General features: G+C 65.3%; 11 protein-coding genes. All 11 read right to left on the bottom strand.

Annotated elements, in window-relative coordinates; genetic code table 11:
* Nucleotides 1-95: 95 nt before the first annotated feature.
* On the bottom strand, nucleotides 96-938 hold the full coding sequence (locus tag BMY12_RS15370; RefSeq protein WP_093288137.1) for a lysophospholipid acyltransferase family protein: 843 nt from the start codon (nucleotides 936-938) through the stop codon (nucleotides 96-98).
* A gap of 121 nt (nucleotides 939-1,059) precedes the next feature.
* The gene (nuoN, locus tag BMY12_RS15365; RefSeq protein WP_093288135.1) at nucleotides 1,060-2,529 is read right to left on the bottom strand and encodes an NADH-quinone oxidoreductase subunit NuoN; all 1,470 of its coding nucleotides are present in this window, start codon (nucleotides 2,527-2,529) and stop codon (nucleotides 1,060-1,062) included.
* Entirely contained in the window at nucleotides 2,526-4,055 is a 1,530-nt protein-coding gene (gene nuoM / locus BMY12_RS15360) for an NADH-quinone oxidoreductase subunit M (protein WP_093288132.1), read from the bottom strand. The genes nuoN and nuoM overlap by 4 nt, the downstream gene beginning before the upstream one ends.
* Nucleotides 4,052-5,914 (bottom strand): NADH-quinone oxidoreductase subunit L, encoded by a 1,863-nt coding sequence (gene nuoL / locus BMY12_RS15355; protein ID WP_093288130.1) that lies wholly within the window; start codon nucleotides 5,912-5,914, stop codon nucleotides 4,052-4,054. Before nuoL ends, nuoM begins: the two co-directional genes overlap by 4 nt.
* A 245-nt stretch (nucleotides 5,915-6,159) precedes the next feature.
* Nucleotides 6,160-6,468, bottom strand: coding sequence for an NADH-quinone oxidoreductase subunit NuoK (nuoK, locus tag BMY12_RS15350; RefSeq protein ID WP_093288127.1), 309 nt, complete (start codon nucleotides 6,466-6,468; stop codon nucleotides 6,160-6,162).
* A gap of 39 nt (nucleotides 6,469-6,507) precedes the next feature.
* Nucleotides 6,508-6,996, bottom strand: coding sequence for an NADH-quinone oxidoreductase subunit J (gene nuoJ / locus BMY12_RS15345; protein ID WP_093288124.1), 489 nt, complete (start codon nucleotides 6,994-6,996; stop codon nucleotides 6,508-6,510).
* Nucleotides 6,993-7,538, bottom strand: a complete 546-nt coding sequence (gene nuoI / locus BMY12_RS15340; protein ID WP_093288121.1) for an NADH-quinone oxidoreductase subunit NuoI — start codon at nucleotides 7,536-7,538, stop codon at nucleotides 6,993-6,995. The genes nuoJ and nuoI overlap by 4 nt, the downstream gene beginning before the upstream one ends.
* 2 nt (nucleotides 7,539-7,540) lie before the next feature.
* Entirely contained in the window at nucleotides 7,541-8,557 is a 1,017-nt protein-coding gene (gene nuoH / locus BMY12_RS15335; protein ID WP_093288328.1) for an NADH-quinone oxidoreductase subunit NuoH, read from the bottom strand.
* Between the two features lie 5 nt (nucleotides 8,558-8,562).
* The gene (gene nuoG / locus BMY12_RS15330) at nucleotides 8,563-11,247 is read right to left on the bottom strand and encodes an NADH-quinone oxidoreductase subunit NuoG (RefSeq protein ID WP_093288119.1); all 2,685 of its coding nucleotides are present in this window, start codon (nucleotides 11,245-11,247) and stop codon (nucleotides 8,563-8,565) included.
* A gap of 8 nt (nucleotides 11,248-11,255) precedes the next feature.
* Nucleotides 11,256-12,551 (bottom strand): NADH-quinone oxidoreductase subunit NuoF, encoded by a 1,296-nt coding sequence (gene nuoF / locus BMY12_RS15325; protein ID WP_093288325.1) that lies wholly within the window; start codon nucleotides 12,549-12,551, stop codon nucleotides 11,256-11,258.
* A 2-nt stretch (nucleotides 12,552-12,553) separates the two neighbouring features.
* A complete protein-coding gene (gene nuoE / locus BMY12_RS15320; RefSeq protein WP_093288116.1) occupies nucleotides 12,554-13,096 on the bottom strand; it encodes an NADH-quinone oxidoreductase subunit NuoE in 543 nt (180 codons plus the stop codon).
* Between the last annotated feature and the right edge of the window lies 1 nt (nucleotide 13,097).

Here is a 13,097-nt window from a genome sequence, read left to right as displayed (position 1 = left end):
ATCGTGGGGCGGCTCGGGAGCAGCAGGCGCTGAAGGCGCACGAAACCGGGAACAGGGCAGGCTCAGACCACGATCAGAGCACGCAGACCGCAGCATCAAAACACGCTCGTCCGCTCATTGAGCCCGCGATCAATCAGCTCCCGGATCGCGGTCTTGACCCGCTCCACGCGCTCCGTGACCTCTTCCTCGCTGCAGGGCGCACTGTCGAAGATGATCGGCTCGCCGAAATTCAGATACACGCGCGCCGGCAGCGGCAGCAGCGGACCCAAGGGCACGTAGGGAATGCCCAGCAGCTTGGCCAGCGGCGCGATATTGGCCAGCGAAGGCATGGTCTCCTCGCAGCCCACCACCCCCACCGGCACGATGGGCGCATGGCAGTTCATCGCCATGTGCAAAAAGCCGTTGCCGAAGCGCTGCAGCTGATAGCGCTGCTTGTAGAGCTTGCCCGAGCCGCGCACGCCCTCGGGAAACACGATCACCGCCTCGTCCTGCTCCAGCATCTTGGTGCAGTTGAGCGGATCACCGATCACCGCGCCGATGCCGGTGAGCATGCTGCCCAGCCAGGGCACCGTGGGAAAGAAGCGTTCGACCATGGCGCGCGGCGCACGCGGGCCATTGGGATTGGTGGCCATGGCATAACCGATCAGCAGGCCGTCCATGGGCAGCTGCCCGGAGTGATTGGCAATCACCAGCACCCGGCCCTGCGCCGGAATGTGCTCCAGGCCATGCGCGGTGACCCGGAAGTATTTTTCGTAGAGCCAGCGGATCAGGCCCAGGCCGATCTTGGCGGCATCCTCGTTGTAACCCCAGGCATCGTAACCAAAGCTGCCAACCGGCTTGGGCATGCGCTCGATGGCATGCTCGATGTCGGGGGTGACGATGCGCTGATACAGCTCATCCCGCGAGCGTATCCGCCCGAGGCGACGCAAGGTTTCCATCACTGCAGAAGCGGCCATGCACGCGTATCCCTGTTACTGCGGCTCTTTGTCCGCATCTTGGACTCAGGGTATGCGAAAACCACCGGCCGCACTAGGCGGCCGGTGGTTTTCATGACCGGGATCAACCGGGCTGCAGCGCGGCGTGGCGGATCAGATCGATGAAGGGCTGCGGGAACAGACCCATGCCCATCATGGCCAGGGTCAGCAGCAGCACCATGATGCCGCCCACATGCTGCGCCCAGTCCAGCGCCGCACTGAAGCGATGGCGCGCCGGGTCGAGCAGGAACATGGCAATCAGTAGGCGCAGGTAGTAGTACAGGCCGATGGCGCTGCCCACCACCACGGCGCCCAGCAGCCACCACAGCTTGGCGTCCAGACCGGCGGCAATCACATAGAACTTGCCGATGAAGCCGGCGGTGGCGGGAATGCCCGCCAGCGAGAGCAGCATCGCGGTCATGATCGAAGCCAGATACGGCCGGCGCCAGAACAGGCCGCGATAGTCGTAGTTGAGATCGGCGTCGCGGTCGCCCATGGGGCTGGAGGTGAGCGTCAGCACACCGAAGGCGCCCAGGGTGGTGATGACATAGGACAGCAGGTATGCACCCACCGCCTCCACCGCCAGCGGGCCGCCGGCCACCAGGGCCACCATGCAGTAACCGAAGTGCGCGATGGAGGAGTAGGCCATCATGCGCTTGACGTTGTTCTGGCGCACCGCCAGCACGTTGCCGACCAGAATCGAGACGAAGGCCAGAACCGCCAGCACCTCGATCAGCGCGGTCTGGTGATAGCCGCCGGCTTCCACGAAGTAGCGCAGCAGCACCGCGAACACCGCGGTCTTGGAGGCCGTGGCCAGATAGCTGGTGACCGGCGCGGGCGCGCCTTCGTAGACGTCCGGCGTCCAGAGATGGAAGGGCACCAGCGAGAGCTTGAAGGCAATGGCGATCAGCAGCAGCGCGCCACCCAGCAGGGCGACGCGGTTGCTGATCAGCTCGAAGTCATGCGCCGCAAAGAAGGCGCCGACTTCAGCAAACCCCATGCTGCCCACCTGCGAGTAGAGCAGCGCGATGCCGAACAGCATGAAGGCCGAGGCCACTGCCGAGAGCACCAGATATTTCACGCCGCCTTCCAGCGAGTGCCGCTTCTTCACCGGGTAGGCGATCATCGCGTACAGCGGCACGCTGAGGATTTCCAGGCCGATGAACAAGGAGGCGAAGTGCTGCGCGCAGGCCAGCACCAGACCGCCCAGCGCGGAAATCGCCAGCAGCAGATACATCTCCTCACGCTCGCCCTTGAAGCCGTCCAGATAGGCGTGCGAGAGCGTGGCGGTGGCCAGCGTGGTCATCAGGATGATGGCCCCGTAGAACAGGGCGTAGTTGTCCACTACCAGCAGCGGGGTCAGCTCCACGCGCCCCTTGCTGATCAGCAAGAGCACCAGAATCAGCACCAGGGTGCAGTTCAGGCCGATCACCGCCATGGTCGCGTTGCCGTCGTGGCGACGCTTGAAGGCGATGGACAGCATCAGGGCGACGATGGCCGCCGACAGCAGCAGGAAGGGCGAGAGCGCCAGCCATTGCGTATTGCTGAAGCTCATGGCGCCACTCCGGTGGCGGCCGCGGCACTGTAGATCGTGTGCACCTGATGCATGGCGGAGGCGGAAGTGTTGAGCACGGTTTGCGGATAAACGCCCAGGCCCAGCAGCAGCAGCATGAGCACGCCCATCATCGCCAGCTCACGCCGGCCCAGATCCTTGAGCGGCGGCGCACCGGCGGCCGGAGCGCCGTGGAAGGCGCGCTGCACCAGAATCAGGGTGTAGACCGCGCCCATCACCAGGCCCGTGGCGGCCAGCGCCGTGGTCAGCGGCGCGATGTTCCAGCTGCCGAGCAGAATCAGGAATTCGCCGACGAAATTGCCCATGCCCGGCAGACCGAGCGAGGCGGCAGCGAAGAACATGGCGATCGGCGGCAGATACGGAAAGCGCGCCCACAGGCCGCCCATCTGGCTCAGCTCGCGGGTGTGGATGCGTTCGTAGATTTCACCGCAGAGGATGAACAGCGCGCCGGCCGAAAGGCCATGCGCCAGCATCTGCACCACCACACCCTGCAGCGCCTGCTGGGTGCCGGCGTACACGCCGACCAGCACGAAGCCCATGTGGCTCACCGAGGAATAGGCGACCAGGCGCTTGATGTCGTTCTGCGAGAAGCACATGAACGCGCCGTAGATGATGCCCAGCACGCCGAAGCCCATCGCCACCGGCGCAAAGGCATGCGAGGCATTGGGAAACAGCGGCAGCGCGAAGCGCAGCATGCCGAAGGCAGCGGTCTTGAGCAGGATGCCGGCCAGATCCACCGAGCCGGCGGTGGGCGCCTGCGAGTGCGCGTCCGGCAGCCAGGAATGGAAAGGCACCATCGGCGTCTTCACCGCGAAGGCGATGAAGAAGCCCAGCATCAGCAGCATTTCCACCGAAGGCGCCATGGACATGCCCAGCAGGTCCATGTAGTCGAAGCTGAAGTGCCCGGTCTGCTGGTAGTGCACGAACACCAGACCCAGAATCGCCAGCAGCATGATCAGGCCCGAGGCCTGGGTGAAGATGAAGAACTTGGTGGCCGCGTAGATGCGTCCCTTGCCGCCCGGGGCGTTATGGCCCCAGAGCGCGATCAGGAAGTACATCGGCACCAGCATCATTTCCCAGAGGAAGAAGAACAGGAACAGGTCCAGCGTGAGGAACACGCCGACCACGCCGCCCAGGTTCCACAGCAGGTTCAGATGGAAGAAGCCGACGTTGCGTTCGATTTCACGCCAGGAGCAGGCCACCGCCATCACGCCCAGCAGATTGGTCAGCACCACCAGCAGCAGCGCCAGGCCGTCCATCGCCAGATGCAGGGAGATGCCGAAGCGCGGAATCCAGCTCGCCTGGTATTCGATGGTCCACTGCGGCTTGCCGCCCACCGCCGGCAGCGAGTAGTCGCCGACCACCCAGAGCCAGACCGAGATGCCCAGCGCGAAGAGCATGGTCAGCAGCGCCACCCAGCGCGGGAAGCCGCGACCGACGAAGCGCTCGCCCTGCCAGCTCAGCAGGCCGCCGATGAAAGGAATCAGAATCAGCCAGAGCAGAATCATAGGACGATCACGGCGGCGATGACGAGGATGGCGCCCGCAGCGGTGGCTGCGGCGTACCAGCGCAGGCGGCCGTTCTGCGTGCCGGCGAGTTCGGTATTGGCGCCCATGGTGAGTTGCGGCAGCAGACCGATCAGCTGGTCGGCCACGTCATGACGGTTGATGTGGACAATGAACAGATACGGCTTCACGAACAGCTTGTCGTAGAGCCAGTCGAAGCCGAAGGCGGCGCGCCACCAGCGGAACAGCAGATTGCCCACGCCGCTGGTCTTGATCGCCTCGGCCAGGCCGCGATTCTTCAGGAAGAAGAACCAGGCCAGGGCGATGCCGGCAAAGGACACCAGCACCGAACGCAGGGCCAGCGCATGCTCGGCGTGTTCCTGCGCCTCGCCGATGGCCGGCTGCGGCAGCACGCTGTCCAGCGGGATGTGGATGAAGCCGCCCAGCAGCGCCGCCACCGCCAGCACCGCCAGCGGCAGGCCGTGATCGGCACCGTGCGGCTTGTGAATCTCATGGCCGTGCCCCGTCCTTTCAAACTGCGTGGGGCCGAAGAAGGCGATGAAGATCAGGCGGAAGGTGTACAGACCGGTCATGAAGGCGCCGGCCAGCCCCATCCAGTACAGATGCTGGTGGCCATAGGCCCAGGCCTGGAACAGGATCTGGTCCTTGGAGAAGAAACCCGAGGTCAGCGGGAAGGCCACCAGACCCAGCGAGCCGATCAGGAACACCCAGAAGGTGAAGGGAATCTGCTTGCGCAGACCGCCCATCTTGAAGATGTCCTGCTCGTGATGGCAGGCCAGAATCACCGAACCGGCCGAGAGGAACAGCAGCGCCTTGAAGAAGGCGTGCGTCATCAGATGGAACACCGCCGGCTGGTAAGCGCCCGCGCCCAGCGCCAGGAACATGTAGCCGATCTGCGACATGGTCGAGTAGGCGAGAATCTTCTTGATGTCGCTCTGCGTCAGCGCAATGAAGCCCGCCATCAGCAGCGTCACACCGCCGGTCCAGCCCACCGCCGACATCGCCAGCGGCGAGAGTTCGAACAGCACATGCGTGCGCGCGATCAGGTACACACCGGCGGTGACCATGGTGGCGGCGTGAATCAGCGCCGAGACCGGGGTGGGACCGGCCATGGCATCCGGCAGCCAGGTCTGCAGCGGCAGCTGTGCCGACTTGCCCACCGCGCCGCCCAGCAGCAGCAGCGCCGCCGCCGTCAGCTGCGGATCACCGGCCTGCCAGTGCTGCGGCGCCAGCCGGAGGATCTCCTGGATCTCCAGCGTGCCCAGGGCATGGAAGAGAATGAACAGGCCGATGGCCATGAAAGTGTCGCCAACGCGGGTGACCACGAAGGCCTTGCGCGCGGCCGCGCCGTTGGCGGCGTCCTGATACCAGAAGCCGATCAGCAGATAGGAGGCCAGACCCACGCCTTCCCAGCCGAAGTACAGGAACAGCAGGTTGTCGCCCAGCACCAGGAACAGCATGCTGGCCACGAACAGATTCATGTAGGCGAAGAAGCGGGTATAGGCCTCGTCGCCGCGCATGTACCAGGACGCGAACAGGTGGATGAAGAAGCCCACGCCCGTGATCACGCACATCATCAGCATCGACAGCTGATCCAGGCGCAGGGCAAAGCGCGGCACAAAGCCATCGACGTTCATCCAGGTCCACAGCACCTGGGTATAGGACTCACCGGCCGGCAGCTGATAGAACTGCGTGGCGATGAAGCCGGTGATCGCGGCGGCCAGACCGACACTGCCGACGCCAATCACCGCACCGCCGTTCTCGGAGATGCGCGTGCGGCCCAGGGCCAGGGTGACGAAGCCGAGCAGCGGCAGCAGGAAGACGAGAAAGAGGAGATGCATCAGTGGGCTTCCCTATTCGTATGTGTAGCCGTCCGTGGCGCGACCTTCGCCGGCAACTCAAGCCCCGGCCCGGCCATCCCTGGCCGTGCGTTCGGGCGCAATGAAAGCTTTGCTTTCATTGGTGGCTTTCCCAATTCATTGTTGCGGCCATCCGTGGCGCGACCTTCGCCGGCAACTCGAGCCCCGGCCCGGCCATCCCTGGCCGTGCGTTCGGGCGCAATGAAAGCTTTGCTTTCATTGCGCCCTCACCCTTTCAGTTCGGATGCGGCATCGACGTCCAGGGTGTGGAAGCGCCGATACAGCTGCATGAGAATGGCCAGACCCACGGAGGCCTCGGAGGCCGCCAGCGTCAGCACCAGGATGAACATGATCTGGCCGTCAGCCTGCTGCCAGCGGGCGCCGGCGGTGACGAAGGCCAGTGCCGCGGCATTCATCATCACTTCCAGCGACATCAGCATGAACAGGATGTTGCGCCGAACCATCACGCCGGTTAAGCCCAGCACGAAGAGGATCGCGGCCAGAATCAGGCCGTGCTCCATCGGGATTGTCACCAACCCAGTCGTTTCCATCGTCCCTATTCCCGTGCGTATCGCTTAGTCGTGCTTGCCGAGGTGGTAGGCCGCCACCAGTGCTGCCAGCAGCAGCATCGACGCCAGTTCCACCGCCAGCAGATAAGGTCCGAACAGATGGATGCCCACCTGCTTGGCGCTGACCTCGGTCATGCTCATCGGATGCGTGCCGCCGTTGCCCAGTACGAACAGCAGTCCGGCGAGCAGAATCGCCGAGAGCAGCCCCGGCCCCACCCAGTAGCGCATCTGGATCCAGTGGCGTTCCTGATCGACGGTGGCCTGCCCGAGGTTGAGCATCATCACCACGAACACGAACAGCACCATGATCGCGCCGGCGTAGACGATCACTTCCAGGGCACCGGCAAACGGCGCGCCCATCATGAAGAAGATGCCGGCCACGGCGAGCAGCGAGACCACCAGATACAGCAGCGCGTGCACCGGATTGCGGCCACCGATCACGAACAGCGTGGCGATCACGGCCACGGCGGCGGCGAGATAAAAGAAGAAGCTCATGGCAGCAGGCTCTTGATGTCCACCGGCGCCGACTCGTTGTCGGCGGCACCCTTGGGCTTGCCGTCGATCGCCATGCCGGCGACGCGGTAGAAGTTGTAGTCCGGATACTTGCCGGTGCCGCTGATCAGCAGGTCTTCCTTTTCGTAGACCAGGCTCTGACGCTGGTACTCGCAGATCTCGTAGTCCGGCGTCAGCTGGATGGCGGTGGTCGGGCAGGCTTCCTCGCAAAGACCGCAGAAGATGCAGCGCGAGAAATTGATGCGGAACCATTCCGGATACCAGCGGCCGTCGGCCTTCTCCGCCTTCTGCAGCGAGATGCAGCCCACCGGGCAGGCCACCGCGCAGAGATTGCAGGCCACGCAGCGCTCTTCGCCGTCCGGATCGCGCGTGAGCACGATGCGGCCACGGTAGCGCGGCGGCATGTAAGGCTTTACTTCCGGATACGGGATGACGTCACGCTTGCGCCAGCTGTGCGAAAAAATCATCACGATGCTGCGCAGCGTGGTGTAGGTGCCACGTGCGATGTCGGTGAAATATCCCATCTTTAGGCTCCGGGGCCGCTCAGCAACAGCACGGCGGCAGTTCCCAGCAGATTGATCAGGGTCAGCGGCAGGCAGACCTTCCAGCCAAAGCCCATCAGCTGGTCATAGCGGGGACGCGGCAGCGCGGCGCGCAGCAGAATGAAGAAGGACATGAAGAACAGGCATTTCAGGGCAAACCAGACGAAGGCCAGCGCCGGCACGGCCTCGATGAAGGGGCCGCGCCAGCCGCCGAAGAACAGCGTCACCAGCAGCGCCGAGACCAGCACGATGCCCACGTACTCGCCGACGAAGAACATGCCGAACTTCATGCCCGAGTATTCGGTGTGGAAGCCCGAGGCCAGTTCCGACTCGGCTTCCGGAAGATCGAATGGCGTGCGGTGCACCACCGCCACGCCGGCGATGGCAAAGGTGCAGAAGCCGAAGAACTGCGGAATGATGTACCAGAGTCCGTGCTGTGCCTCGACGATGTCACGCAGATTGAAGCTGCCGGCCTGCATCACCACGCCCATCAGCGACAGACCCATGAACACTTCGTAGCTGACCGTCTGCGCGGTCACGCGCAGACCGCCGAGCAGGGCATACTTGCTGTTGCTGGCCCAGCCGCCCAGCATCACCGCGTACACCTCCAGGCCGGCGATGGCCATCATCAGCAGCAGGCCCAGGTTCAGATCCGCCACGCCCCAGCCCGGCGCCACCGGAATCACCGCGAACATGAGCAGCATCAGCGCCATCGCAATCAGCGGCGCGATGACGAAGGTGGCCTTGTCCACGAACGGCGGCAGCCAGTCTTCCTTGAAGAAGATCTTGATCATGTCCGCAATCACCTGCCCCAGACCGAAAGGCCCGATGCGGTTGGGACCGTAACGGTCCTGCCACAGACCCAGCAGGCGGCGCTCCAGCCAGATCATCCAGGCGGCGGTGAGAATCAGCCCCAGCAGGATGACGATGGCCTTCACGCAGGCGATCAGCGCCGCCGTGAACTGCGGATGCGCGGTGAACCAGTCGAGAATTGCGCTCATCGGCATCAGGCTCCCGTGACCGTGGCAAAGCTCGCCGCGCCCACATAGGGCACGCCGGCGAAGCCTGCGGGCAGACCGACCGTGCCGGCCGGCAGGCTGCTGCTGATGCGGACCGGCAGCTGACAGAGCACGCCGTCGAGGCTGAGCGTGAGCTTGCCCTTGAGGCCGCTGCGCTGCGCATCGGCGGCGCTGACCGCGACATAGGCCTGCTCGCTGCGCTTGGCGATGGGCTCGGCGCGGGCGCTGAGTTCCTCCTCCCCGAAATGCGAGTGCAGCGCCAGCACGCGATAAGCGTCGCTGCGCGGCGTGAACGCCGCCGGCACGTTGACGAAGTAACCCTGCGTGCTGCCCGGCGCGAACAGCAGCTTGCCGGCCTCGGCGCCGCGCAGGCTGCCGCCCACCTCGTCCTGGAACTTGTTCCAGGCCTGCGGCGAGTTCCAGCCCGGCGACCAGGCATAAGGCGTGAGCGCGGCCGGACGATCGAGACTGCCGACGCCGTTATAGCCTTCCATGGAGAAGGCCAGCGCGGTGTCGGCGTCCTGCGGCTGACGCGGCTCGTGCACCGACTGATTGGCGCGCATCGCGGTGCGGCCCGAGTAGCGGTGCGGCTCGCGCGCGATCTTCATGCCGTCGATGCGGAACGCCGCATTGGGCGCGGCTTCGACGATGCCGGCCAGCGCCGGCACGGCAGCGGCGCAGGCGCGGGTGAGTTCATCGACCACGTTCCAGCGCTTGCCGCCGAGTTCGACGAGCAGGCGCCAGGATTCGGTCAGCTGGATGCTGGCGTCGTAATAAGTGGGATCGAAGACCTGGAAGTGACGCTGCGCGCGACCCTCGTAGTTGACGAAGGTGCCGTCGCTTTCGAACACCGTGGCCGCCGGCAGCAGCACGCGGGCGCGGGCCGTGGTGTCGGTGGCCTGATGATCGATGGCGATCAGGGTCTTCAGCTTGCCCAGCGCCGCGTCGATCTGCGCCTTGGGCGCGCGACGATACAGATCGTTCTCCAGCACCACGGCGGCATCGACCTCGCCGGCCGCGATCTTCGCCAGCGCCTGCGCCAGCGGCTGGCCGTCGAGCAGGGCCAGACCAAAGCTGTTGGCTTCCGGCAGGCTCAGCGCCAGACCGGTCTGCGCATTGTTGGCGCGCAGCGCCCAGGCGATGTTGGCGGCGGCGCGCAGCACGGCCTCGCTGCCGGCGGCGGTGCCGGAGACGATCAGCGGACGCTTGGCCTTGCCCAGCGTCTGCGCGATGCGCTGCGCCAGCGCCGCAGTGTCGGCATCCAGATCGGCCACGGCCGGCGCGCTGGCGTCCAGGGCATGCGCCACGGCAAAGCCCAGGCGCGCGAGATTTTCCGGCGCGGCGCGGTACGTGGCGGCGGCGACATCATCCAGGCGCGTGGCCTCGACGCTGGCGACGAACACCGGATAGCGCTCGCGCTGCATGAGGTCGGCCAGGGCGATGACCTGCCATTCCGAGACCTTCTTGGCGTCGCCCAGCTCGCGGCCCTTGCCGCGCGCCGCCTGGCGGATCGCCAGCGCCGTGCGCGGTGCGGTGGCGGTGGGATCTTCGCCGAGGATGAACACCGCATCGGCTTCTTCGATCTGCTCGATGCTGGACGCCGGCAGCGGACCTTCGCGCACGATCTTCAGCGCCAGCTGCACCAGCTCGGCTTCATGCAGGGCGTGGCCGTCGTAGAAATTGGCGGCGCCGACCAGCTCGCGCAGCGCGTAATTGGCTTCCACCGAAGCGCGCGGCGAACCGATGCCGATCACCCGCGCGCCGCTCAGCGCCGCAGCGGCCTGCGCCACGGCATCGGCACGCGTGGTGACCGCACCCTGCGCCAGGGCGCGACGCGGACGGTCCTTGCGATTGGTGTAGCCGTAGCCGAAGCGGCCGCGGTCGCACAGGAAGTAGCCGTTGACGGTGCCGTTGTAGCGGTTCTCGACGCGGCGGATTTCGCCGTAGCGCTCACCGGGCGAGACATTGCAGCCCACGGCGCAACCGGCGCAGATGCTGGGCGCGAACTGCATGTCCCATTTGCGCGAGTAGCGCTCGGAATGGGTCTTGTCGGTGAACACACCGGTGGGGCAGACCTCGGTGAGGTTGCCGGAGAATTCCGATTCCAGGGTGCCGGATTCGATGCGGCCGAAATAGACGTTGGCGGCCGAGCCGTACACGCCCAGATCGGTGCCGCCGGCGTAGTCCTTGTAGTAGCGCACGCAGCGGTAGCAGGAGATGCAGCGGTTCATCTCATGGCCGATGAAAGGCCCGAGATCCTGATTCAGATGCGTGCGCTTCTCGAAGCGGTAGTGGCGGCTGTGGTGGGCCGTCATCACCGTCATGTCCTGCAGGTGACAGTGACCGCCTTCCTCGCAGACCGGGCAGTCGTGCGGGTGATTGGTCATCAGGAATTCGACGATGGCCTCACGGAAAGCCTTGGACTCGGCGTCGTCGATGGAGATGTAGGTGCCGCTGGAGGCCGGCGTCATGCAGGACATGACGATGCGCCCCTGCTTGTCGCTTTCGTCGCGGTACTGTTTCACCGCGCACTGGCGACAGGCGCCGACGCTGCCCAGCGCCGGATGCCAGCAGAAGTAAGGGATGTCGAGCCCGAGGCTCAGGCAGGCCTGGAGCAGATTGTCTGCGCCGTTGACCTCGTACTGCTTGCCGTCTACATGAATCGTGGCCATGGTTTGCCTTATGCGGCCTGGGCCGGCTTCTTGATGCCGGCCTCAAACTCGGAACGGAAGAACTTCAGCGCCGACTGCAGCGGCTCCATGGCACCCGGCGCATGCGCGCAGAAGGTTTTGCCAGGACCGGCCAGCACGGTGAGACGCTGCAGCTGCTCGATGTCCTCGGCGCGGCCCTCGCCGCGCTCCAGGGCGCGCAGCATCTTCAGACCCCAGGGCAGACCGTCGCGGCAGGGCGTGCACCAGCCGCAGGATTCACGCGCGAAGAAGTCTTGCAGGTTGCGCAGGATCGACACCATGTTGTGGGTCTGGTCGAGCGCGAGAATCAGGCCCGTGCCCATGCGCGAACCGGCCTTGCCGATGGTGTCGAAGTCCATCGCCAGATCCAGATGCTCGGGCATCAGGAAGTCGGTGGAGGCGCCACCGGGCAGCCAGCACTTGAGCGTGTAGCCTTCGCGCATGCCGCCGGCATGCTCTTCGAGGATTTCGCGCGCGCTGGTGCCGATGGGCAGCTCATAGATGCCGCCGCGCTTGACGCGGCCGCTGGCGCCGTAGAGCTTGGTGCCGCCGTCCTTGGACTTGCCCTGCGACAGGCCTTTGAACCAGTCGGCACCGTACAGCACGATGGGCGCGATATTGCACAGCGACTCGACGTTGTTGACGACGGTCGGACGGCCCCAGGCACCGGCGATCTGCGGGAAGGGCGGCTTGGCGCGCGGATTGGCGCGACGGCCTTCCAGCGAGTTGATCAGTGCGGTTTCCTCGCCGCAGATGTAGCGGCCGGCACCGGTGTGCACCACCAGGGTGAAGCTCCAGCCCGAGCCCAGGATGTTCTCGCCCAGCAGGCCCGCCGCGCGCGCTTCGGCCAGTGCGGCGTTCAGGCGCTGCGCGGCCTTCACATACTCGCCGCGCAGGAAGATGTAGCCGGCGGTGGCCTGGATCGCATAGCCCGCCACCAGCATGCCTTCGATCAGCTGATGCGGCGCATCCTCCATCAGCAGCCGATCCTTGAAGGTGTTCGGCTCCATCTCGTCGGCATTGCAGACCAGGTACTTGGCGCCGGCGTCCGGGCCCATCGGCACCAGGCCCCATTTGATGCCGGTGGGAAAACCCGCGCCGCCACGGCCGCGCAGATTGGAATCCTTGACCCGCGACTGCACATCCTGCGGCTTCAGGTCCTTGAGCGTCGTGCGCAGGGCTTGATAGCCGCCCGTGCTCTCATAAGACTTCAGGTCCACCGGCAGCTTGGCATTGATGCGCGCGGTCAGCGGCTTGACCTGCAGCTCGGTTTCGACAGAGGCGATGCTCACTTGTAGGCCTCCAGCACGCTCGCCAGATTCTGCGGCGTCAGGTCGTGGTGCAGATCGTCATCGATCATCATCGCCGGCGCCTTGTCGCAGGCGCCGATGCAGCAGATCGGCAACAGGGTGAAGCGGCCGTCGGCGGTGGTCTGGCCGTAGGCGATGCCCAGCTGCTTTTCCAGGGCCACGCGGATGTCTTCATAGCCGACCGCGAAGCAGGTGATGCTGTCGCAGACCTTGATCACATGCCGGCCCACCGGCTTGCGGAAGATCAGCGAGTAGAAGGTGGCCACGCCTTCCAGTTCGGCGGCGGAGATGCCGATCATCTGCGCAATCGGCTCCAGCGCTTCATCGGGCACCCAGCCGCGATGCTTCTGCACGATCTTCAGCGCTTCGATGCTGGCGGCGCGGCCGTCGGGAAAATGCGTCAGCTCATGTTCGATCTCGTGCTTCTCGGTTTCCGAAAGCACGAAGGGCGTCTTCGCGCTGCCGGACTGACCGAGCAGCTCGGCGAGCTTGATGACGTTGTCGCTCGTTGCAGTGCTCATG

Origin of the sequence: Solimonas aquatica (genome assembly GCF_900111015.1) — a bacterium.
GTDB classification, from domain to species: Bacteria; Pseudomonadota; Gammaproteobacteria; order Nevskiales; family Nevskiaceae; genus Solimonas; species Solimonas aquatica.
This window is presented reverse-complemented; position numbering and strand designations above follow the sequence as displayed.

Bases quoted from the DNA above. Each gene is read 5' to 3' on its own strand.
- nuoL (WP_093288130.1), bottom strand. From the start codon at position 5,914: ATGCATCTCCTCTTTCTCGTCTTCCTGCTGCCGCTGCTCGGCTTCGTC.
- nuoM (WP_093288132.1), bottom strand. From the start codon at position 4,055: ATGATTCTGCTCTGGCTGATTCTGATTCCTTTCATCGGCGGCCTGCTG.
- nuoG (WP_093288119.1), bottom strand. From the start codon at position 11,247: ATGGCCACGATTCATGTAGACGGCAAGCAGTACGAGGTCAACGGCGCA.
- BMY12_RS15370 (WP_093288137.1), bottom strand. From the start codon at position 938: ATGGAAACCTTGCGTCGCCTCGGGCGGATACGCTCGCGGGATGAGCTG.
- nuoN (WP_093288135.1), bottom strand. From the start codon at position 2,529: ATGAGCTTCAGCAATACGCAATGGCTGGCGCTCTCGCCCTTCCTGCTG.
- nuoI (WP_093288121.1), bottom strand. From the start codon at position 7,538: ATGGGATATTTCACCGACATCGCACGTGGCACCTACACCACGCTGCGC.
- nuoH (WP_093288328.1), bottom strand. From the start codon at position 8,557: ATGAGCGCAATTCTCGACTGGTTCACCGCGCATCCGCAGTTCACGGCG.
- nuoJ (WP_093288124.1), bottom strand. From the start codon at position 6,996: ATGAGCTTCTTCTTTTATCTCGCCGCCGCCGTGGCCGTGATCGCCACG.
- nuoE (WP_093288116.1), bottom strand. From the start codon at position 13,096: ATGAGCACTGCAACGAGCGACAACGTCATCAAGCTCGCCGAGCTGCTC.